This is a genomic window from Mycobacterium sp. NBC_00419 (assembly GCF_036023875.1).
GTDB lineage: Bacteria > Actinomycetota > Actinomycetes > Mycobacteriales > Mycobacteriaceae > Mycobacterium.
In genome coordinates this window covers 1,816,536-1,838,112 of record NZ_CP107931.1, presented here as the reverse complement: position 1 = coordinate 1,838,112, position 21,577 = coordinate 1,816,536, and the positions used below count along the sequence as shown (strand labels likewise).

At 67.6% G+C, this 21,577-nt stretch carries 18 protein-coding genes; 9 read left to right on the top strand and 9 right to left on the bottom strand.

Annotation, left to right across the window (positions count from 1 at the left end; all coding sequences use genetic code 11):
* The first annotated feature begins 23 nt into the window (after positions 1 to 23).
* From OG976_RS08475 to OG976_RS08465, 3 genes are all read left to right on the top strand, one after another.
* Complete coding sequence (locus OG976_RS08475) at positions 24 to 1,406, top strand: sigma 54-interacting transcriptional regulator (protein WP_328360508.1); 1,383 nt, start codon at positions 24 to 26, stop codon at positions 1,404 to 1,406.
* Positions 1,399 to 3,420: a vWA domain-containing protein gene (locus tag OG976_RS08470; RefSeq protein ID WP_328360505.1), complete on the top strand. Its 2,022-nt coding sequence runs from the start codon at positions 1,399 to 1,401 to the stop codon at positions 3,418 to 3,420. The genes OG976_RS08475 and OG976_RS08470 overlap by 8 nt, the downstream gene beginning before the upstream one ends.
* 373 nt (positions 3,421 to 3,793) lie before the next feature.
* On the top strand, positions 3,794 to 4,981 hold the full coding sequence (locus OG976_RS08465) for a hypothetical protein (protein WP_328360502.1): 1,188 nt from the start codon (positions 3,794 to 3,796) through the stop codon (positions 4,979 to 4,981).
* A gap of 73 nt (positions 4,982 to 5,054) precedes the next feature.
* Here OG976_RS08465 and OG976_RS08460 read toward each other — a convergent pair whose 3' ends face one another.
* From OG976_RS08460 to OG976_RS08430, 7 genes are all read right to left on the bottom strand, one after another.
* Positions 5,055 to 5,657, bottom strand: a complete 603-nt coding sequence (locus OG976_RS08460) for a DUF1707 SHOCT-like domain-containing protein (protein WP_328360500.1) — start codon at positions 5,655 to 5,657, stop codon at positions 5,055 to 5,057.
* Positions 5,658 to 5,723: 66 nt separating this feature from the next.
* Entirely contained in the window at positions 5,724 to 6,503 is a 780-nt protein-coding gene (locus OG976_RS08455) for an enoyl-CoA hydratase family protein (protein WP_328360498.1), read from the bottom strand.
* Positions 6,504 to 6,510: 7 nt separating this feature from the next.
* Positions 6,511 to 7,677 carry an acyl-CoA dehydrogenase family protein gene (locus tag OG976_RS08450; protein WP_328360495.1) on the bottom strand — a complete coding sequence of 389 codons (1,167 nt, stop codon included), beginning with the start codon at positions 7,675 to 7,677 and terminating at the stop codon, positions 6,511 to 6,513.
* Positions 7,674 to 9,683: an acetyl/propionyl/methylcrotonyl-CoA carboxylase subunit alpha gene (locus tag OG976_RS08445; RefSeq protein ID WP_328360493.1), complete on the bottom strand. Its 2,010-nt coding sequence runs from the start codon at positions 9,681 to 9,683 to the stop codon at positions 7,674 to 7,676. The genes OG976_RS08450 and OG976_RS08445 overlap by 4 nt, the downstream gene beginning before the upstream one ends.
* 5 nt (positions 9,684 to 9,688) lie before the next feature.
* A complete protein-coding gene (locus tag OG976_RS08440; RefSeq protein WP_328360491.1) occupies positions 9,689 to 11,284 on the bottom strand; it encodes an acyl-CoA carboxylase subunit beta in 1,596 nt (531 codons plus the stop codon).
* Positions 11,281 to 12,459, bottom strand: a complete 1,179-nt coding sequence (locus tag OG976_RS08435) for an acyl-CoA dehydrogenase family protein (protein WP_328360488.1) — start codon at positions 12,457 to 12,459, stop codon at positions 11,281 to 11,283. The genes OG976_RS08440 and OG976_RS08435 overlap by 4 nt, the downstream gene beginning before the upstream one ends.
* Entirely contained in the window at positions 12,456 to 14,141 is a 1,686-nt protein-coding gene (locus tag OG976_RS08430) for an acyclic terpene utilization AtuA family protein (RefSeq protein ID WP_328363288.1), read from the bottom strand. Before OG976_RS08430 ends, OG976_RS08435 begins: the two co-directional genes overlap by 4 nt.
* Positions 14,142 to 14,383: 242 nt before the next feature.
* Between OG976_RS08430 and rpmF the strand changes: the two genes are divergently transcribed.
* From rpmF to OG976_RS08400, 6 genes are all read left to right on the top strand, one after another.
* Complete coding sequence (rpmF, locus tag OG976_RS08425; protein WP_167097984.1) at positions 14,384 to 14,557, top strand: 50S ribosomal protein L32; 174 nt, start codon at positions 14,384 to 14,386, stop codon at positions 14,555 to 14,557.
* 82 nt (positions 14,558 to 14,639) lie between these two features.
* Positions 14,640 to 15,326 (top strand): response regulator transcription factor, encoded by a 687-nt coding sequence (locus tag OG976_RS08420; protein WP_328360482.1) that lies wholly within the window; start codon positions 14,640 to 14,642, stop codon positions 15,324 to 15,326.
* Positions 15,327 to 15,334: 8 nt separating this feature from the next.
* The gene (locus tag OG976_RS08415) at positions 15,335 to 16,888 is read left to right on the top strand and encodes a HAMP domain-containing sensor histidine kinase (RefSeq protein WP_328363285.1); all 1,554 of its coding nucleotides are present in this window, start codon (positions 15,335 to 15,337) and stop codon (positions 16,886 to 16,888) included.
* A gap of 47 nt (positions 16,889 to 16,935) precedes the next feature.
* Complete coding sequence (locus tag OG976_RS08410; RefSeq protein ID WP_328360480.1) at positions 16,936 to 18,381, top strand: S1C family serine protease; 1,446 nt, start codon at positions 16,936 to 16,938, stop codon at positions 18,379 to 18,381.
* 50 nt (positions 18,382 to 18,431) lie between these two features.
* Positions 18,432 to 18,959, top strand: a complete 528-nt coding sequence (locus OG976_RS08405; RefSeq protein WP_328363282.1) for a MogA/MoaB family molybdenum cofactor biosynthesis protein — start codon at positions 18,432 to 18,434, stop codon at positions 18,957 to 18,959.
* Between the two features lie 681 nt (positions 18,960 to 19,640).
* Positions 19,641 to 20,279 carry an MspA family porin gene (locus tag OG976_RS08400; protein ID WP_328360478.1) on the top strand — a complete coding sequence of 213 codons (639 nt, stop codon included), beginning with the start codon at positions 19,641 to 19,643 and terminating at the stop codon, positions 20,277 to 20,279.
* 63 nt (positions 20,280 to 20,342) lie between these two features.
* Here OG976_RS08400 and mscL read toward each other — a convergent pair whose 3' ends face one another.
* Together mscL and OG976_RS08390 are read right to left on the bottom strand one after the other, a co-directional pair.
* Positions 20,343 to 20,798 (bottom strand): large-conductance mechanosensitive channel protein MscL, encoded by a 456-nt coding sequence (gene mscL / locus OG976_RS08395; protein WP_328360475.1) that lies wholly within the window; start codon positions 20,796 to 20,798, stop codon positions 20,343 to 20,345.
* A gap of 100 nt (positions 20,799 to 20,898) precedes the next feature.
* Positions 20,899 to 21,552, bottom strand: coding sequence for an SAF domain-containing protein (locus OG976_RS08390; protein WP_328360472.1), 654 nt, complete (start codon positions 21,550 to 21,552; stop codon positions 20,899 to 20,901).
* Positions 21,553 to 21,577: the final 25 nt, after the last annotated feature.

Sequence of the window (21,577 nt, the reverse complement as noted above, 5' to 3'; positions counted from 1 at the left end):
GACGGCAGTCGTAGCGTGGAGGCGTGACGTCACCTGACAACCTGCCCCGCACCCTTGGTGAACTGCGTGCCTCCGGCCATCGTGAGCGCAGCGTCAAGGAGGAACTCCGGGAGAACCTGCTTGCTGCGCTGGCCGAAGGCCACGACATCTGGCCAGGCATTTTCGGCTTCGAGGACACCGTCATCCCGCAGCTCGAGCGGGCGCTGATCGCCGGGCACGACTTCGTGATGCTCGGCGAGCGGGGTCAGGGCAAGACGCGCATCCTGCGCTCGCTGGTCAACCTGCTCGACGAGTGGACGCCGGTGATCGCCGGCGCCGAGCTCGGCGAGCACCCCTATTCGCCGATCACCCCGGAATCGATCCGCCGTGCCGCGGACTCCGGCGACGACCTGCCGGTGACCTGGCGTCATCGCAGCGAGCGCTACACCGAGAAGCTGGCCACCCCGGACACCAGCGTGGCCGACCTGGTCGGCGACATCGACCCGATCAAGGTTGCCGAAGGCCGCACGCTGGGCGACCCGGAGACCATCGCGTTCGGCCTGATCCCGCGGTCACACCGCGGCATCGTCGCCGTCAACGAGCTGCCCGACCTCGCCGAGCGCATCCAGGTCTCGATGCTCAACGTGATGGAGGAGCGCGACATCCAGGTCCGCGGCTACACCCTGCGGCTGCCGCTGGACGTGCTCGTCGTCGCCAGCGCCAACCCGGAGGACTACACCAACCGCGGGCGCATCATCACTCCGCTCAAGGACCGGTTCGGTGCCGAGATCCGTACCCACTATCCGCGTGAGCTGGACGCCGAAGTCGGCGTCATCACCCAGGAAGCGCACCTCTCGGCGCAGGTTCCGGCCTACCTGATGCAAATCGTTGCGCGCTTCGCCCGGTACCTTCGCGAGTCCAACTCCGTCGACCAGCGCTCCGGGGTCTCGGCGCGCTTTGCCATCGCGGCCGCCGAGACGGTCGCCGCCTCGGCACGGCACCGCGGCGCGGTGCTCGGCGAGGACGACCCGGTGGCCCGGGTGGTCGATCTGGGCACGATCATCGACGTGCTGCGCGGCAAGCTCGAATTCGAGTCCGGCGAGGAGGGCCGCGAACAGGCGGTTCTCGAGCACCTGCTGCGCCGCGCGACCGCCGACACCGCCCAGCGGGCGCTCGGCGGCATCGACGTCGGCCCGCTGGTGTCGGCGGTCGAGGGCGGTTCAGCGGTGACCACCGGTGAGCTGGTGTCGGCCAAGGACGTGCTGGCCGCGCTTCCCGATCTGCCGGTCATCGAAGCGATCGCCGAGCGGCTCGGTGCCGAATCCGACGGTCAGCGCGCCGCCGCCCTCGAATTGGCGCTCGAGGCGCTGTATCTGGCCAAGCGCATCGACAAGGTGACCGGCGAGGGTGAAACCGTCTATGGCTAAACCCCGGCACGGGCACGACTCCCGGTACTCGCCGTACACCGGGGGCCCCGATCCGCTGGCCCCGCCGGTGGACCTGCGTGAGGCGCTCGAACAGATCGGCCAGGACGTCATGGAGGGCACCTCGCCGCGCCGTGCGCTGTCCGAGCTGCTGCGTCGCGGGACCCCGAACATGCGCGGCGCCGACCGGCTGGCCGCCGAGGCCAACCGTCGGCGGCGAGAGTTGTTGAACCGCAACAACCTTGACGGGACGTTGCAGGAGATCAAGAAACTGCTCGACGAGGCCGTGCTAGCCGAGCGCAAAGAACTCGCGCGGGCACTCGACGACGACGCCAGGTTCTCCGAGCTGCAGATCGAATCGCTGTCCCCGTCGCCGGCCAAGGCGGTACAGGAGCTGTCCGACTACGACTGGCGCAGCCCCGAGGCCCGCCAGAAGTACGAGCAGATCAAGGATCTGCTCGGCCGCGAGATGCTCGACCAGCGGTTCGCCGGCATGAAGGAGGCGCTGGAGAACGCCACCGACGAGGACCGCCAAGCCGTCAACGAGATGCTCGACGACCTGAATGACTTGCTGGACAAGCACTCTCGCGGGGAAGACGGCCCCGAAGATTTTCAGAACTTCATGAGCAAGCATGGCCAGTACTTCCCGGAGAATCCGAAGAATGTCGAGGAGCTGCTGGACTCACTGGCCAAGCGCGCCGCGGCGGCTCAGCGGTTCCGCAACAGCCTGACCCCTGATCAGCGCGCCGAACTGGATGCCCTGGCCCAGCAGGCATTCGGCTCACCGCAGCTGATGAACGCGCTCAACCGGCTCGACGGCCATCTGCAGGCCGCTCGGCCGGGCGAGGACTGGAACGGCTCCTCGGAGTTCTCCGGCGAGAACCCGCTGGGCATGGGGGAGGGTGCGCAGGCGCTCTCCGATATCGCCGAACTCGAGCAGCTCGCCGAGCAGCTGTCGCAGAGCTACGCCGGGGCAACCATGGACGACGTCGACCTCGACGCGCTGGCCCGCCAGCTCGGCGACCAGGCCGCCATCGACGCCCGCACGCTGGCCGACCTCGAACGCGCACTGATGAACCAGGGCTTCCTGGACCGCGGCTCGGACGGGCAGTGGCGGCTGTCGCCGAAGGCGATGCGTCAGCTGGGCCAGGCCGCGCTTCGGGATGTGGCACAGCAGCTTTCCGGGCGCCATGGCGATCGGGCCACCCGCCGGGCCGGTGCGGCCGGTGAGCTCACCGGTGCCACCCGGCCGTGGGCGTTCGGTGACACCGAGCCGTGGAACGTGACACGGACGCTGACCAACGCGGTGCTGCGCCGGGCCGGCACCGGAGGGCAGGAGCGAAGCGACCGGGGAATTAGCGCCGGCGTCGTCGGCGGGCCGCTGCGCATCGCCGTCGACGACGTCGAGGTGTCGGAGACCGAAACCCGCACCCAGGCCGCGGTCGCACTGCTGGTCGACACCTCGTTCTCGATGGTGATGGAGAACCGGTGGCTGCCGATGAAGCAGACTGCGCTGGCCCTCAACCATCTCGTCAGCACCCGGTTCCGGTCCGACGCGCTGCAGATCATCGCCTTCGGCCGCCACGCCAGAACCGTCACCGCTGCCGAGCTGACCGGACTGGAAGGCGTCTACGAGCAGGGCACCAACCTGCACCATGCGCTGGCGCTGGCGGTCCGACATCTGCGCAGGCACCCGAACGCTCAGCCGGTAGTGCTCGTGGTCACCGACGGTGAGCCGACCGCGCACCTCGAAGACTTCGACGGCCGCGGGTCGTCGGTGTTCTTTGACTACCCGCCGCACCCGCGGACCATCGCCCACACTGTGCGCGGGTTCGACGAGGTCGCCCGGCTCGGCGCGCAGGTGACAATTTTCAGGTTGGGGAACGATCCCGGGCTGGCCCGTTTCATCGATCAGGTTGCTCGCCGAGTCGAGGGCAGGGTGGTCGAACCCGATCTTGATGGGCTCGGTGCTGCGGTTGTCGGCGACTATCTACGGTCGCGTAGACGGCGCCGCTGAGCTGGCTCGAACAGTCGCTCAGCAAACAACGTGATTGTTTCGCCGTGTTTCCACCCGTCACAGCGGGTCGCGGAGAGCGTGGCAAACATCGAGGTTATTAACGCCACTGTTCGATGGCATGCAATTCTAGCGAACACGTGGGACGTGCTGGTTGGGGCACGGTACCAAGGAAGTCGTTCGGCAACGCGCGGGGTGTCGAACCTATGTAATTGCTGTGACGGGTGAGAAACTTGCCTGCTACCCATTTCCCTGGTTCCGCTTGCTAGACGGCAAACAGCCCCTTAGTATTCATCAGGATCTTCTAAGTTTCGTATCAGCAAAGCATCGAGTTCGTCACGACCTTGGCGAACCCGCACAGCAAGGGGAATCAGCAATGGCGTCACGAACTCGGCCAATCGTCATGACGGGAGTCGCGCTCGCCAGCGCCGCGGCCGTCGTCGCCGCAGTGCCGGCGATCGTTCCTTCTCACGATGTCGCGGTGGCATCATCGTCACCCGCACCGCTCGCGCTTTCGACAGCGAAATACGAGCTGACCTCGATCAGCGAGATCACGCTGCAGGGCATCAACGATGCCTACTGGTTCGGCTGGGGCGGCTTCCTTCCCGCGACCGGTGATCCCTACGGTTACGACACCAGCAGCCCCATCTACGTCAGCGGCCTGTCGGGTGTCCTCTACTACGCCATCGACTGCGCGACCTCGAATACCTGCACGAGCAACGAGGGCAGCAGCGGCCTGACCCTGGACAACTACTTCTTCGAGGCCGGCGGCCTGCCCGCAGTTCTCGACGTGGCGGTCAACAAGGTCTTCGGCGTGGGCTCCGTCCCCGGCCTGCTCGCCGACTCGATCTTCAAGTACGGCGTGACCAACGTCGTCAACTCGCTGCTCTACTCGGCTGCCCAGGCGTTGCCGAAGATCACGCTGGGACCGATCACCGTCGGCGCCGGCATCCTGGCGGGTCTGTTCCTCTACGGTGCCACCCCGGATGGCAGCTTCGACTACGGGACTCCGGGCCTGTCGGCGGTGCTGAGCTACATCGTCACCTCGATCAGCGACGCTCTGCCGTCAGCGGCTGCCACGACTGCGGCGGCCACCAAGACCGCCACCGCGCTGTCGGCAACGGCCACCACGGAGACCGCGACCACCGGTGACACCAAGTCGGCGGAGACGACCACCGAGGCCGAGACCGCCACCGAGGCGGCCCCGAAGGCCACCGGCGGCTTCAAGAAGGAGACCGAGGCGGCGACCACCGACTCGGTCGCTACCGCGGCCGCCACCACCGAGGCCACTACCGAGGCAGCACCGTCGACCGACACCACCACGTCGACCGACACCACCACCACCACGACCGACACCACGGACGCCAGCACCGGCACACTGCCGAAGGCGACCCCGACGGTCAAGGCCCCGAAGACGGCCAAGTCGGAGAACCCGCTGGCCAAGATCGGCCAGAAGATCTCCGATGCGATCTCGGGCAAGAAGGAATCGAAGTCGGATTCCAGCTCCTCGAGCGATTCGGGCAGCGGCGGCTCCGGCTCGGCCGGCGGCAGCGCCAAGGGCTGACAACCAGCACAACAACGACGGCCCCTTCCGGTTGGAAGGGGCCGTCGTTGTGTGTGGCTAGCTGTGTGTGTGGCTAGGTGGCCGTCGGGTCGGATGTTCCGGTCTTGCGGTTCTTGCGCTTGACGCCGACCCCGCCCCACAGTGAGAAGCCGCGGATGGTGACCTTCGGTGCCCCGGGTGTGCCGTGCTCCTCGACGTTGTGGTCGAAGCCGCCCATCACCCCGACGCCACGAACTTCGACGTTGACCTCCGGCGGCAGCAGGATCGTCTGTCCGCCCATGATCGAGTAGGCGTGGATCTCAACATCGGTCGAGGTGAAGTCGGCATACCGCAGATCGACCACACCGCCGCCGAACAGCGTGAAGGTCGTCATCCGGCCGGGCACGTTCCACCGGCCGCGCCGTTCGAACCCGCTGAGGATCGCCAGCAGCAGAGTCGAGGGGGCCGGCCGGCCCGAACCGGGCCGTCGTGAGGATTCGGGCGCGCCGGGCAGGTCGTCGGTGAGCCGTTCGAGGTCTTCGTACGTCGTCGCGGCGTAGGCCTGGGCCAGCCTGCGCTCGTATTCGGTGATATCGAGACGGCCCTGGGCTGCGGCGTCGCCGAGCAACTGCGCGACCTGGATGCGGTCAGCGTCGGCGGCACGCGTCGATGCGTCCCGCGGTGTCGAGTTGCTCATCGCATACGAGGGTACGACTCTGCTTCACAACCGCAAGAGTGTTCGCCCAACTGTCATAGGAGCGTTCTATTGCAGCCAGCGCGGCGGGCGCTTCTGCAGGAACGCCAGCATCCCCTCGCGAGCTTCGTCGGAGACGAACAGCCGCGCTGATTCCGTTGCCAGCCGCTGTGCGTCGCGGTCGAAACCGGCCAGGACTTCGGCCGTGATCAACGCCTTCGACGCGGCCAGACCCTGTGGCGAGCCCTTGGCCAGATCCGCAACCAGTCCGGCGACGGCCGCCTCGACGTCGTCCGCCGCGACGGTGACGAGCCCGATCTCGGCGGCCTGCGCGGCGGTGAACGTCTCACCCGTCAGGTAGTACCGGGCGGCCGCCCGCGCCGACAGTTTCGGCAGCAGGGTCAGCGAGATGATCGCCGGTGCCACGCCGATGCGCGCCTCGGTCAGGGCGAACGTGGCCCGTGGGCCTGCGACGGCGATATCGCACGCCCCGACCAGCCCCATACCGCCGGCCCGGACGTGACCGTCGACGGCAGCCACCACCGGCCGCGGCGACTCGACGATCGCGCGCAGCACCGCGGCCAGCTCGTGGGCCCGTGCGGCGGTGGTCTCGAACGGATCGCCGCCAGAAGCCTCGCTCAGGTCCGCGCCGGCGCAGAACGTGCCACCGGTGTGGCCGAGCACCACCACGCGCACCGCCGGGTCGTCAGCGGCATTGCGTAACCCGTCGTGCAGCTGCTCGACCAGTCGCGCCGACAACGCATTGCGGTTGTGCGGCGAGTCCAACGTCAGCCGGGCGACGTGCCCGCCTGTCTCATCGGGTCCCGCGTAGGCAACGAGGGTGTCCACGGGCGGATCAGTACGACCGCGGCAGGCCCAGCGAGGTCTGCGCCACGAAGTTGAGGATCATCTCCCGGCTGACCGGCGCGATGCGCGACAGCCTTGAGGCGGTGAGCATCGCCGCGATGCCGTACTCCTGGCTCAGCCCGTTGCCGCCGTGGGACTGCACAGCCTGGTCGACAGCGCGGGTGGAGGATTCACCCGCGGCGTACTTCGCCATGTTCGCCGCCTCGGCCGCCCCGGCGTCGTCGCCGGCGTCGTAGAGGGCGGCCGCCTTCTGCATCATCAGCTTGGCCAGCTCGAGTTCGATGTGGGCCGCCGCCAACGGGTGCGCGATACCTTGGTGCGCGCCGATCGGGGTCTTCCACACCTGGCGGGTCTTGACGTATTCGGCGGCCTTGGTCAGCGCGAGCCGGCCCATGCCGACCGCGCTGGCCGCACCCATGATCCGTTCCGGGTTCAGGCCCGCGAACAACTGCGCGATCGCGGCGTCCTCGGCGCCGACCAGAGCGTCGGCGGGAAGCCGCACCTCGTCGAGGAACACCTGGAACTGGCTCTCCGGCATGACGAGTTCCATCGGGATCTTGGTGTAGCTGAGCCCGGGGGTGTCGATGGGCACGACGAACAGTGCCGGGCGCAGGTTGCCGGTTTTCGCTTCCTCGGTGCGGCCGACGACCAGCAGCGCCTGGGCCTGATCCACCCCGGAGATCCACACCTTCTGTCCGGACAGGATCCAGTCGCTGCCGTCGCGGCGCGCGGTGGTGGTGATGCGGTGCGAGTTCGATCCGGCATCGGGCTCGGTGATGGCGAACGCCATGGTGATCGAGCCGTCGGCGATCCCGGGCACCCAGCGCTTCTTCTGCTCGTCGGTGCCGAACTTGGCGATGATGGTGCCGTTGATCGCCGGGGAGACCACCATCATCAGCAGCGGGCAGCCCGCCGCGGACAGTTCCTCCATCACCAGCGACAGCTCGTACATGCCGGCGCCGCCGCCACCATACTCTTCGGGCAGGTTCACCCCGATGAAGCCGAGTTCGCCTGCCTCCCGCCACAATTCGGTGGTGTGCCCACCGGAGCGGGCCTTCTCCAGGTAGTACTCCGGGCCGTAGTTCGCACCGAGGGCTGTGACGGCTTTGCGTAATGCCAGCCGCTCCTCGCTTTCGATGAAGCTGGTGTCGGTCATGCTTCTCCTTCTTCGGATGCGGGGCTTTCCACCCGGGCCAGAACAGTTCCCACGTCGACCTGCTGACCGACGCTGACATCGAGTTGGGTGAGCACACCGTCGGACGGCGCGGTGATGGTGTGCTCCATCTTCATCGCCTCCAGCCACACCAGTGGCTGGCCGAGCGTCACGGTGTCGCCGAGACTCGCGCCGAGCCGGATCACCGAGCCGGGCATGGGTGCCAGCAGCGAACCCTGCTCCACGACCGAACCGGGCTCCGGGAACCGGGGGACCACCGTGAAAGCGACTGCGCCCATGGGGGAGTCGACGAAGACCTCGGTACCGTAGCGTTGCACCGCGAACGGGGTCGCGACACCGTTCGCGTCGGCCAGCACGACCTCCTCGGATGCCGACGACACCACTCGTACCTCGTGGTCGTCGGGCAGCAGCACACCGCTACGGGTGAACCGGTAGGCCACCTCGTGTTCGTCGCCGCCAGCATCCCGATAGCTCTTGTGCTGGTTGCTCGATACCAGATTGCGCCAGCCGCTGGGAATCTCGGCCAGCACCGTCGCACCGGCGCGGTTGTGGGCGGCCTCGGCCAGTGCGGCAGCCACCGCGGACAGCCGAACCGTGGGGGAGCCGGCCAGTGGGCTGGCCAGTTCGGCGAGTCCGTGGGTATCGAAGAACGCCGTGTCGGTGGCGCCGTCGAGGAACCCGTTGTGTCGCAGCACATTGACCAGCAGGTCGCGGTTGGTCCGGACACCGTGCACCCGGGTGCGGGCCAGCGCGTCGGCGAGTACCTGCGCGGCGCGTCGGCGGGTCGGGGCGTAGGAGATGACCTTGGCCAGCATCGGGTCGTAGTGGATCGACACGGTGGTGCCGTCGGTGACACCGGAGTCCAGCCGGATTCCGGTGCCATGGATGCGGCCGAATTGTGTTGCCACACCTGGTACGTCGAAGCGATGAATGCGACCTGCCTGCGGCTGCCAGTTGCGGGCCGGGTCCTCGGCGTAGATCCGTGCCTCGATAGAGTGTCCGCGGGCCCTCGGTGGATCGGCGGGCAGTGCCTCACCATCGGCGGCCAGCAGCTGCAGCTCCACCAGATCCAGGCCGGTGGTGAGTTCGGTGACCGGGTGCTCCACTTGCAGGCGGGTGTTCATCTCCAGGAAGTAGAACTCGCCGTCATCGTCGGCCAGGAACTCGACGGTGCCCGCCCCGGTGTATCCGATGGCATCGGCGGCCAGCCGGGCGGCTTCGAAGAGCCGTTCCCGCATCCCGGGGATCCGTTCCACCAGGGGAGAGGGGGCCTCTTCGATGATCTTCTGGTGGCGGCGCTGAATCGAGCACTCCCGCTCGCCGACCGCCCACACGGTGCCGTGCTGGTCGGCGAGCACCTGCACCTCGACGTGGTGGCCTCCTGCCAGGTAGCGCTCGCAGAACACCGTCGGATCGCCGAAGGCGGACTGGGCCTCACGTTGTGCGGCCGCGACCTGGCCGGTCAGCTCGGCCAGGTCGGTCACCACCCGCATGCCGCGGCCGCCGCCCCCGGCGGATGCCTTCACCAGAACCGGCAGCTGGGCGTCGGTGACGGTGGCCGGGTCCAGTTCGGCCAGCACCGGCACACCGGCGCTCGCCATCATCTTCTTGGCCTCGATCTTGGAGCCCATCGCCCGCACCGCCGCAACGGGCGGCCCAATCCAGGTGAGCCCGGCGTCGAGGACGGCGGCCGCGAATTCGGCGTTCTCCGAGAGGAATCCGTAGCCGGGGTGGATGGCGTCGGCACCGGATGCGATGGCGGCGGCGATCAACTGGGCGGCGTCGAGATAGCCGGTCGGAGCCGCTCGGCCGGCGACATCGGATCGAGTATCGTCCAGTCGCACCCGGACGTCGGCCTCGGCCACATGGGGTGACCCGACGTCGGGGTCGGTGTAGACCGCGACGGTGCTGATGCCGAGCCGGCGGCAGGTGGCGAACACGCGGCGGGCGATCTCACCGCGGTTGGCGACCAGAACTCGAGTGATCATGCGGCTCACATCCGGAAGACGCCGAAGTTCGACGTCCCCTCGATCGGTCCGTTGGCGATGGCGGACAGGCAGATTCCCAGCACCGTGCGGGTGTCGCGCGGATCGATCACCCCGTCGTCGTAGAGCCGGCCGGACAGGAACATCGGTAGCGACTCCGCTTCGATCTGGGCTTCGACGGCTGCCCGCAGGGCGGCGTCGGCCTCCTCATCGACGGTGCCGCCGCGGGCCTCGGTGGCCGCGCGGTTCACGATCGAGAGCACACCGGCCAGTTGCGCGCCGCCCATCACCGCGGATTTGGCGCTGGGCCAGGCGAACAGGAAGCGTGGGTCATAGGCCCGGCCGCACATGCCGTAGTGGCCCGCCCCGTAGGAGGCGCCGATCAGCAGCGAGATGTGCGGGACTCCTGAGTTGGATACGGCGTTGATCATCATCGAGCCGTGCTTGACCATCCCGCCTTCCTCGTAGGCCTTGCCGACCATGTATCCGGTTGTGTTGTGCAGGAACAGCAATGGCGTATTGGAGCGGTTGGCCAGCTGGATGAACTGCGTGGCTTTCTGCGACTCCTCGCTGAACAGCACTCCGCGGGCGTTGGCCAGGATGCCCAGCGGGTAGCCATGCAGGGTGGCCCATCCCGTGACCAGTGACGACCCGTACATCGGCTTGAACTCGTCGAAATCGGACCCGTCGACGATGCGGGCGATGATCTCGCGGGGGTCGAACGGGATACGCAGGTCGGCCGACACGATGCCCAGCAGTTCCTCGGGGTCGGCCAGTGGCGCCACGACGGGTTTGGCCGCCGGGCCGCGCTTGACCCAGTTGAGCCGGGCCACGACGCGCCGACCGATGCGGATCGCGTCGAGCTCGTCGATGGCGAAGTAGTCGGCCAAACCCGATACCCGAGCATGCATTTCGGCCCCGCCCAGGGATTCGTCGTCGGACTCCTCACCGGTGGCCATTTTGACCAGGGGCGGCCCGGCGAGGAACACCTTCGAGCGTTCCTTGATCATCACCACATGGTCGGACATCCCGGGGATATAGGCACCGCCGGCCGTGGAGTTGCCGAACACCAGGGCGACGGTCGGGATCCCCGCCGCCGACAGCCGGGTCAGGTCCCGGAACATCCGGCCACCGGGGATGAAGATGTCCTTCTGCGTCGGCAGGTCCGCGCCGCCGGACTCCACCAGGGAGATCATCGGCAGGCGGTTCTCCAGGGCAATCTGGTTGGCGCGCAGAATCTTCTTCAGTGTCCACGGATTGCTGGTGCCGCCCTTGACCGTCGGGTCATTGGCGACCAGCATGCATTCGACACCCTCGACCACGCCGATGCCGGTGACCACGCTGGCCCCGACCGCGAAGTCGGTGCCGTAGCCGGCCAGTGGGCACAGTTCGAGGAAGGCCGCGTCGGGGTCCACCAGCAACTCGATGCGTTCACGGGCGGTGAGCTTGCCGCGGGCGTGGTGGCGCTCGATGTACTTCGGGCCGCCCCCGCCGAGCGCCTTGGCCAGCTCGCCGTCGATCTCGGCGAGCTTGGCTGCCATCACCTCGGCGGCCTCGGTGTAGGTGGGCGCGGTCGGGTCGACGATGCTGTGCAGAGCGGTCATGGCTGATATCCCAACGCTTTTGCGGCCAAACCGGTGAGGATCTCGGTGGTGCCGCCGCCGATGCCGATGATGCGCATATCGCGGTATTGGCGTTCGACTTCGGATTCGGTCATGTAACCCATCCCGCCGAAGAGTTGGACGGCCTGATGTGCCACCCATTCACCGGCTTCGACCGCGGTGTTCTTGGCGAAGCACACCTCGGCGATCAGATTGGTGCTCGAGTCTGATGTCGCCGACCCAGCGGCTCCGCCCGACAGTTGCCGCTCGACGACATTGCGCGAGTACACCCGCGCCACGTCGATGCGACGGGCCATCTCGGCCAGGGTGTTCTGCACCGCCTGCCGCGAGATCAGCGGACGGCCGAACGTCTCGCGATCCCGGCACCACTGCACAGTGAGGTCCAGACACCGCTGAGCAGACGAATATGCCTGCGCGGCAAGCCCGATCCGCTCCGAGACGAAGGCCCCGGCGATCTGGGCGAAACCGCTGTTCTCGGCGCCCACCAGGTTGGCGACCGGCACGCGGGCATCGGTGTAGGACAACTCTGCGGTGTCCGAGGATCGCCAGCCCATCTTGTCCAGCTTGCGGCTCACCTCGAATCCCGGTGTGCCCTTCTCGACGACGAGAAGCGACACCCCGGCTGCGCCGGGACCGCCGGTGCGCACGGCGGTGACGACGTAGTCGGCCCGCACCCCGGAGGTGATGAAGGTCTTGGCGCCGTTGACCACGTAGTGGTCGCCGTCGCGCACCGCGGTGGTCCGCAGATGCCCGACATCCGAACCGCCGCCGGGTTCGGTGATGGCCAGCGATCCGATCAGCTCACCGCCCAAGGTGGGGCGCACGAACTTCTCGATGAGGTACTCGTCGCCGGAGGCGACCATATGCGGCACGGCGATCCCGCAGGTGAACAGCGAGGCGAAAACGCCACCGGGCGTGCCGGCTTCGTGCAGCCCCTCGCAGATGAGCACCGAATCGACGGCGTCGCCACCGCCGCCGCCGACCGACTCCGGAAACTCGGTGCCCAGCAGTCCGGCTGCGGCGGCCCGGCGATGCAGATCGCGGGGGAGCTCACCGGCGCGCTCCCAGTCGTCGGCGTACGGCAGGATCTCGCGCTCGGCGAAGCTGTGCACGGTCTGGCGCAGCTGCCGGCGCTCGGGGGTGGTCCAGATACTCACGAAAGGATCGCCTCCGGGATGTCGATGTGGCGGCTGCGCAGCCATTCACCAAGGCCCTTGGCCTGGGGGTCGAACCGGGCGTTGTAGGCGACGCCCTCGCCGAGGATTCCGTCGATGACGAAGTTCACCGCACGCAGTGCGGGGAAAAGATGGCGCGTGATCGGCAGATCCTTTGTCTCGGGCAGCAGTTCGCGCAGCGCGTCGGCGGTCAGCTGGTGGGCCAGCCAGCGCCACTGCTCGTCGGTGCGCACCCAGACGCCGATGTTGGCCGCGCCGCCCTTGTCACCGCTGCGGGCGCCGGCGATCGTGCCCAGCGGCAGACGCCGGGTGGGCCCCGCTGCCAACGGTTCGGGCAGGTGCGGTGATTCGGTCTCGGCGAGTTCGACGGTCTCGGTGGCCGAAGCGATGACGACGCGGTGGCCGTCGGGGTGCACGGCGACATGCTTGACCTCGTCGGCGAGCACATAGCCGGGGGTGAACACCCCGTACACCTGCCCGTCACCCGGTGGGGCGGTGGTGTGGAAGCCGGGATAGCTACCGAGAGCGAGTTCGACTGCGGCCGAGGTGAATTGGCGGCCGACCTTCTTGGCGTCCGGATCGCGCACCACGCACGTCAACAGCGCGCTGGCCGCCTGCTCGGTGTCGGCATCGGCGTGGTCGGTTCGGCTCAGCGTCCACTCCAGTTCGGCGGGCGTGTCGGTGAGTGCGGCATCGAGTTGCCCGCGCACCAGCGCGGCTTTGGCGTCGATGTCCAGGCCGGTCAGCACGAAGCTCGCCGCGTTGCGGAAACCGCCGATGCTGTTGAGCGAGACCTTCAGCGTCGGTGGTGGCGCCTCGCCCCGTATCCCGCTGATGCGCACCCGGTCGGGACCGTCGTCGCGCAGCGTGATGGTGTCGAACCGGGCCGTGGCATCCGGATTGGCGTAGCGGGCCCCGCCGATCTCGTAGAGCAGCTGCGCGGTGACCGTGCCGATGCTGACCTGTCCACCGGTCCCCGGATGTTTGGTGATCACCGACGAGCCGTCGTCGTAGACCTCGGCCAGGGGGAACCCGGGGTGCGCCAGGTCGTCGATCTCGGTGAAGAACGAATAGTTTCCGCCGGTGGCCTGGGTGCCGCATTCGATGACGTGGCCTGCCACCACCGCACCGGCCAGCCGGTCGTAGTCATGGCGGGACCATCCAAAATGCGCCGCGGCGGGACCGACCACCACCGACGCGTCGGTCACCCGTCCGGTGATGACGATGTCGGCCCCGGCGTGCACGCAATCCGCGATACCCCACGCGCCCAGGTAGGCGTTGGCTGTCAGCGGCGAACCCAACTGCAGTTCGGCCGCGCGGGGCAGCAGGTCGTCGCCCTCCACGTGGGCCACCGTCGCCGGGACGCCGAGGCGCTCGGCCAGGCCGCGCACCGCGTCGGCCAAGCCTGCCGGATTGAGGCCACCGGCATTGGCGACGATGCGCACCCCGCGGTCATGTGCGAGGCCCAGACACTGTTCGAGTTGGGTCAGGAACGTCTTGGCGTAGCCACGCTCCGGGCTTTTCATCTTGTCGCGGCCGAGGATGAGCATGGTGAGCTCGGCGAGGTAGTCGCCGGTGAGGTAATCCAGCTCGCCGCCGGTGAGCATTTCGTGCATGGCCGCGATGCGATCGCCGTAGAAGCCGGAGCAGTTGCCGATGCGCACCGCATTCGTCACGCGCTATATCCCCTTCGATACCCAACCAACCGGTAGGTTACTGGTCGGTATCGGCGCCCCGTCAAGGGGTGTCCCGCATCACAGGCGAATCGCCCGGGATGCTGCCGTGGCCGGTTGCCGGGAGACGTTTTGGACCCCGCAGAGGTGAGCGGCTATCCTGAAGCGCAACTGTTGGCCGCCGGCATTCATGTCTCTGCGCGGCGACACCCCTGATCAAGGAGATGTACGTCATGGCTGTGCCCAAGCGCAGAATGTCGCGCTCGAACACCCGCAGTCGGCGTTCGCAGTGGAAGACCGAAGCCACCGGCTTGGTCAACGTGTCCGTCGCCGGTCGCGCGCACAAGGTTCCGCGTCGGCTGCTGAAGGCTGCCCGCCTCGGTCTGATCGACCTCGACAAGCGCTGACACCGTTCGCCGGCAGCGAATTGCCTGCTAGCACGGCGTGCCTCTCAGCCCAATCTCAGGCGTTGGGTTAACACTTGTGGCCGTGCGAATCCTTGTGGTGGACGATGATCGCGCTGTGCGCGAATCGTTGCGCCGGTCCCTGTCGTTCAATGGCTACTCCGTCGATCTGGCCCAGGACGGGGTGGAAGCGCTCGACGCGATCGCCAACGAACGCCCTGATGCGGTCGTTCTCGACGTGATGATGCCGCGGCTGGACGGGCTCGAGGTCTGCCGTCAGCTCCGCAGCACCGGCGACGATCTGCCGATCCTGGTGCTAACCGCCCGTGACTCGGTGTCCGAGCGGGTGGCCGGCCTGGATGCCGGCGCCGACGACTATCTGCCCAAGCCGTTCGCCCTCGAGGAACTGCTGGCCCGCATGAGGGCACTGCTGCGTCGCACCACCCCCGACGACCAGTCCGATTCGGCGATCATGGCGTTCTCCGATCTGACGCTGGACCCGGTGACCCGCGAGGTCCATCGCGGCAAACGCGCGATCAGCCTCACCCGCACCGAGTTCGCGCTGCTGGAGATGCTCATCGCGAACCCCCGCCGAGTGCTCACCCGCAGCCGCATCCTGGAGGAGGTGTGGGGTTTCGACTTCCCCACCTCAGGCAATGCGCTGGAGGTATACGTCGGCTATCTGCGCCGGAAGACCGAAGCGGAAGGAGAACCGCGGCTGATTCACACCGTTCGAGGTGTGGGTTACGTGCTGCGTGAGACACCGCCCTGATGTCGCCGATGTGGCGGCGTTCGCGGGAACCGCGGGCGCCAGAAGAACCGTCAACTTCGCTGTCCTTGCGATGGCGCGTGATGTTGCTGGCCATGTCGATGGTGGCGATGGTCGTGGTTTTGATGGCGCTCGCCGTCTACGCGGTGGTCTCGGCTGCTCTCTACACCGATATCGACAACCAGCTGCAGAGCCGGGCGCAGCTGCTGATCGCCAGCGGCTCGCTGGCCGCCGACCCGGGCAAGGCCATCGAGGGCACGGCCTACTCCGACGTCAACGCGATGCTGGTCAACCCGGGCCGCTCGATTTACACCGCCAACCAGCAGGGCCAGACGCTTCCCGTCGGGCAGCCGGAAAAAGCAGTGATCCGCGGTGAGCTGTTCATGTCCCGGCGCACGGTGTCCAACCAGCGGGTACTGGCGGTGCACCTGCCTAACGGCAGCTCACTGCTGATCTCCAAGAGCCTGGCGCCTACCAACGCGGTGATGACGAAGCTGAAGTGGGTGCTGCTCGCGGTCGGCGGGATCGGTGTGGTGGTGGCTGCAATCGCCGGTGGCACGGTGGCCCGCACGGGGCTGAGACCGGTCGGGCGGCTCACCGAGGCCGCCGAACGGGTGGCCCGCACCGACGACCTGCGCCCCATCCCGGTGTTCGGCAGCGACGAGCTGGCCCGGCTCACCGAAACGTTCAACACGATGCTGCGTGCGCTGGCGGAGTCCCGGGAGCGTCAGGCCCGCCTGGTCGCCGACGCCGGGCACGAGTTGCGCACGCCGTTGACCTCGATGCGCACCAACGTCGAGCTTCTGATCGCGTCCTCGACACCGGGCGCCCCGCAGCTGCCGGACAGTGAGATGGCCGAACTGCGCACCGACGTCGTCGCCCAGATCGAGGAATTGTCAACGCTGGTGGGCGATCTCGTCGATCTCACCCGTGACGATGCCGGTGGCGTCGTCCACGAGGCCATCGACGTGAGCGAGGTCGTCGACCGCAGCCTCGAGCGCGCCCGCAGGCGCCGCAACGACGTTCAGTTCGACGTCGACGTGATCGGCTGGGAAGTGTTCGGCGATGTCGCGGGCCTGTCGCGGGCAGTGCTCAACCTGCTCGACAACGCGGCCAAGTGGAGCCCGTCCGGCGGGCATGTCGGGGTGCGGCTGCGCCAGGTCGACGCCGCGCACGCCGAACTCGTCGTATCCGACCAGGGGCCCGGAATTCCGCCTCAGGAAAGGGGTCTGGTGTTCGAGCGGTTCTACCGGTCGGCATCGGCCCGCGCGATGCCCGGCTCGGGTCTGGGGTTGGCAATCGTCAAGCAGGTCGTGGTCAAGCACGGCGGCATGATCCGCATCGGCGATACGATCCCCGGCGGCCAGCCGCCCGGCACCTCGTTCTTCGTCCTGTTGCCCGGCCAGCCGATCGCGCCGTCGGCGTACTCGTATTCGGATTCGGCTGAGAGCGAAATAACTACCCGAATGCCGAAGAGACACGGGGACATCGGCTCATCAGGCGTGAACCCACCAGACGCGCCGGGTGATATCTCAGACGATTCTCAGAAGCCCAAGGCAAGCTAGAACCAACGTTTCACGCATCTCGTCCAGGGAAAGAGCGACCTGACACCATGACCGACCACTCGAGGTACACGCCGCCGCAGCAGCCCGGCCACACGACGCCGAATCCGCATGCGGCGCCGGGGTATTCCCAGCACCCTCAGGCCGGTTATCAGCAGCAGTACGACTGGCGCTACGCCACTCAGCAGCAGCAGCCGCAGTATCGGCAGCCCTACGACCCGTATGCCGCTCTCCGCCAAGGTAATCCGGCTACCGGGCCGGTGCTGCAGCCCGCCCGGCAGCGCTCGCGTGCGGGCGCCCTGACCGCGGGTGCGCTCGCGATCGCCGTGGTGTCGGCGGGTATCGGCGGCACCGTGGTGCTGCTGGCCCACCCGGACCACCAGCCGGTCACCAGCGTCACCGGCGCGGCGCCCAACGGCCCGGCCAACGTGCCGGCCGCCAACCTTCCGGTCGGCTCGGTGGAGCAGGTCGCCGCCAAGGTGGTGCCCAGTGTGGTCAAGCTCGAGACCGAGTTCGGCCGCCAGTCCGAGGAGGGCTCGGGCATCATCCTGTCCTCCGACGGGCTGATCCTGACCAATAACCACGTCGTTGCCGCGGCGATGGACAAAGGCCCGGGCGGCGCGCCTGCCGCACCGCCGATCATCCCGGGTCTGCCCGGAGCCCCCGGAGCCCCCGGTGCCCCTGGCGGGCCCGGCGGACCCGGTGGACCCGGTGGCGCGGCCCCAGGTGGCGCCCCGACCACGACGGTCACCTTCGCCGACGGCCGCACCGCGCCGTTCACCGTGGTGGGCACCGATCCCGCCAGCGATATCGCCGTCGTGCGCGTTCAGGGCATCTCCGGGCTGACCCCCATCACCCTGGGTTCGTCGGCCAACCTGCGGGTCGGCCAGGACGTGGTGGCGATCGGCTCGCCGCTGGGCCTGGAAGGCACCGTCACCACCGGCATCGTGAGCGCGCTGAACCGCCCGGTGGCCACCGGCGGTGACGTCAAGAACCAGAACACCGTGCTCGACGCCATCCAGACGGATGCGGCGATCAACCCCGGTAACTCCGGCGGAGCGCTGGTGAACATGGCCGGTGAGCTCGTCGGCGTGAACTCGGCGATCGCCACCATCGGCGGCGACTCGCCGGACGCCCAGAGTGGTTCGATCGGTCTGGGCTTCGCCATCCCGGTGGACCAGGCCAAGCGCATCGCCGACGAGCTGATCAGTACCGGCACCGCCTCGCACGCGTCCCTGGGCGTGCAGGTCAGCAACGACACCACCACCCACGGCGCCAAGATCGTCGACGTCACCAAGGGGGGTGCAGCCGATACCGCCGGCCTGCCCAGCGGGGTGGTCGTCACCAAGGTCGACGACCGGGTCATCGGCAGTGCCGATGCGCTGGTCGCCGCCGTCCGGTCGCGGGCTCCCGGTGACAAGGTCACGCTGACCTACATCGCGCCCGCCGGCGGGGACAAGACGGTGCAGGTCACGCTCGGCAAGGCCGCCCAGTGATCCGCGTCGTGGGTGAACTTCCCGTGACACGGGCCGATGCGACTGCCGCGATGTCGGTCGCCGGATATACGGTGAGATCCATGGAACAGCCAGGGGAGCTGGTGGGCCGTGCCCTCGTCGTCGTTGTCGACGACCGCACAGCGCACGGCGACGAGCAGGACCACAGTGGGCCGTTGGTCACCGAACTGCTCGCTGAGGCGGGCTTTGTGGTCGACGGAGTCGTCGTGGTCTCGGCCGACGAGATCGAGATCCGCAATGCGCTCAACACCGCCGTCATCGGGGGCGTTGACCTGGTGGTTTCGGTCGGTGGCACCGGGGTGACACCGCGCGACGTGACCCCGGAGGCCACCCGCACGATCCTCGACCGCGAACTGCTCGGCATCGCCGAGGCGCTGCGGGCCTCGGGCCTGTCGGCCGGCATCACCGACGCCGGGCTGTCCCGCGGGCTGGTGGGGATCTCGGGCAGCACGCTCGTGGTGAACATCGCCGGGTCGCGCTACGCCGTTCGCGACGGCATGGCGACGTTGAATCCGCTGGCCGCCCATGTCATCGGTCAGTTATCGAGTCTGGAGATCTGACCGGCCTTCTCTGGTCATTCCGCGGTCGCCGTTCGTTCGGCGTACCGTTTCTTAAGGTTGTTGTAATACGGCTGGGAGCCCTTGTGTTACAAGTCTGTGAACTGGGCAAATGCAGCAAATGTGATCTTAGTCACAATTTGGACGGGGTGTGATGGACGCCAAGCGCCACGACCGCAACACAGTTAACAAGATCTTCGGTACCGAACTCCCGCAGGCGTCCTCCGATGAACGGGATCCGAACGGCGGGGGCGAAGACTCGGACCGTGACGACTGGCTGCGGGATAACGTTCCGCCACACCACCATTAATGCCTTGCAGGTGGTGGCAGGTGACCCGGCCGCCCCATTTTGAGTCGCGGGCCGCGCGTGAAGGTCATCCGAGCACATTGCCGGCGACTGCCGCTGGCCTTCGGGCCTGCGGATTCCTGTGAGACGTGGACCGCCCGCCAGCAAACTTTGCCTTGCAAGCATCGATCCGGCGCACCTCATCTCTATGCGTTGCCGCCTCGATGCGGTGCCGTTATGTTCCTCGTGTCAACGATGAGCAAAGCGTAAGAGCAGAGTGTGAGGACTCTCATTTGATCTGCACTACGCAGTGTGCGGTGTCAGCATGTTGGGACCCGAGCACGGACCAAATTCGGTGATCCTCCTCCGGGATCACCGACGACATAGCTAGGGAGAACATGAAGGTAATCGGTCGGGTACTGGTGGCCCTCGTCGCCGCCGTCGCGGCGATGTTCGTCGGGACAGGTACCTCTCACGCAGGTTTGGACAATCAGTTGAGTCTGGTCGACGGCGGTGGCCGTACGTTGACGATTCAGCAGTGGGACACCTTCCTCGATGGCGTGTTCCCCCTGGACCGCAACCGGCTGACCCGTGAGTGGTTCCACTCCGGCAAGGCGGTCTACAGCGTCGTGGGCTCCGGTGCCGACGACTTCGCGGGCACCTTGGAGCTGGGCTACCAGGTTGGCTTCCCGTGGTCGCTGGGTGTGGGTATCAACTTCAGCTACACCACCCCCAACATCCTGCTGGATGACGCGAACATCTCCCCGACGGGTTTCAACCCGCTGGGCTCGGTCATCACCCCGAACCTGTTCCCGGGTGTGTCGATCAGCGCTGACCTGGGCAACGGCCCCGGTATCCAGGAAGTCGCCACCTTCTCGGTGGACGTCGAGGGCCCTAACGGCTCGGTGGCCGTGGCGAATGCCCACGGCACCGTCACCGGTGCGGCCGGCGGCGTGCTGCTGCGCCCCTTCGCTCGCCTGATCTCCAAGGCCGGTGACAGCGTCACCACCTACGGCGAACCCTGGAACATGAACTAACTCCCTGCACGTCAGACAAAACGGCCCCCGGCTCACGCCGGGGGCCGTTTTGTGTGTGTGGGATCAGTCCCGATCGCCGCTGGTGTGCTTGGCGGTGTCAGGACTCGGGCCGGTGCCGGGGCCGGTCACCTGCTTGGCCGTGCCGCTGGCGTCGGCGAGCAGGTCACGGATCTCGGTCAGGATCGCCAGTTCGGTGTCGTCGGCCTGCTCGACCTCGCCCTTCTTGCGCAGCCGGTTGTAGGGCATGACGACCAGGAAGTAGACCACCGCGGCGACCAGGATGAAGTTGATGAACGCCGACAGCACGACGTTGAGGTCGATGGTCTGGCCGCCGCCGATGTCGATCTGCAGGATGCCGTACTCGGTGTTTTTGTCGGCCCCGATGCGGTTGATCAGCGGCTGGAGAATGCTGTCAGTGAACTTGGTGACGAGCGCGGTGAACGCGGTGCCGATGACCACCGCGACCGACAGGTCCACGATGTTGCCGCGGGAGAGGAACTCCTTGAAGCCTTTTAACACGAGCTTTGCCCTTTCTGGTGGCGAGATTGATTCGCAGAGACCTCGAAGGGTAATACCTGTCAGCTCCCGCCAAAGCAGACCAAAGGTCCAGTTCGGGCGGCTAGTGGATCGTCAGCGTGACGGTCTGCACCAGGGTCGCGCCGGCTAGCGAGTTGGCCGCCGAGGCGGGCAGGGCCACCAGGACCACCCGGTCGTCGCCGGATCCCACTGCCTTCGGTTTGGCCGACACCAGCACCACGATGGCATTGGCGGCGACCACGCGCGGTTGGGCGTCCGGTTCGGCCGAGACTGCGCCGAGCACGTCCACGACGTCGCCGGGGCGGATCAGGTCCAACAGGGCGGCATCGGCCAGATGTAGCGGCACCACCCGTGCGTCCGGTCCTGCCGCCAGCCCGGCCAGCCGCGAGCCCAGCACGCGGACATCGGTCAGGATCTCCCCGCGGCGAGCCGGCCCGGCCAGGGTCGCGCCGACGATCTGCGCGGTGGCATGTTGGTAGCCGTCGGGAAGTGTTGCCGCAGAACGATGTTCCACCCGGATGTCGTCAGCCGTCAGCGTGACACCGGGGCTGAGGTCGCGGGTGGCGACCACGACGTCGTTACGGGCATCGCCGGGATCCGGACGCAGCGCTGCGACCCCGGCGAGAATGACCAGACCGGCGGCGGCGACGCGTCGCGCCAGTATGGTGCGGGCGAAGTCCGGTCGCAGGGCACGCGAAAGACGGTTCAGCAGAGTCGGATTGAGCGATTCGCCCATGCCGCCACGCTAGGTGACCGATGGA

Bases quoted from the DNA above. Each gene is read 5' to 3' on its own strand.
- OG976_RS08390 (WP_328360472.1), bottom strand. From the start codon at position 21,552: ATGGGCGAATCGCTCAATCCGACTCTGCTGAACCGTCTTTCGCGTGCC.
- OG976_RS08470 (WP_328360505.1), top strand. From the start codon at position 1,399: ATGGCTAAACCCCGGCACGGGCACGACTCCCGGTACTCGCCGTACACC.
- rpmF (WP_167097984.1), top strand. From the start codon at position 14,384: ATGGCTGTGCCCAAGCGCAGAATGTCGCGCTCGAACACCCGCAGTCGG.
- OG976_RS08410 (WP_328360480.1), top strand. From the start codon at position 16,936: ATGACCGACCACTCGAGGTACACGCCGCCGCAGCAGCCCGGCCACACG.
- OG976_RS08445 (WP_328360493.1), bottom strand. From the start codon at position 9,683: ATGATCACTCGAGTTCTGGTCGCCAACCGCGGTGAGATCGCCCGCCGC.
- OG976_RS08460 (WP_328360500.1), bottom strand. From the start codon at position 5,657: ATGAGCAACTCGACACCGCGGGACGCATCGACGCGTGCCGCCGACGCT.
- OG976_RS08450 (WP_328360495.1), bottom strand. From the start codon at position 7,677: ATGACCGACACCAGCTTCATCGAAAGCGAGGAGCGGCTGGCATTACGC.
- OG976_RS08405 (WP_328363282.1), top strand. From the start codon at position 18,432: ATGTCGGTCGCCGGATATACGGTGAGATCCATGGAACAGCCAGGGGAG.
- OG976_RS08440 (WP_328360491.1), bottom strand. From the start codon at position 11,284: ATGACCGCTCTGCACAGCATCGTCGACCCGACCGCGCCCACCTACACC.
- OG976_RS08415 (WP_328363285.1), top strand. From the start codon at position 15,335: ATGTGGCGGCGTTCGCGGGAACCGCGGGCGCCAGAAGAACCGTCAACT.
- OG976_RS08465 (WP_328360502.1), top strand. From the start codon at position 3,794: ATGGCGTCACGAACTCGGCCAATCGTCATGACGGGAGTCGCGCTCGCC.
- OG976_RS08400 (WP_328360478.1), top strand. From the start codon at position 19,641: ATGAAGGTAATCGGTCGGGTACTGGTGGCCCTCGTCGCCGCCGTCGCG.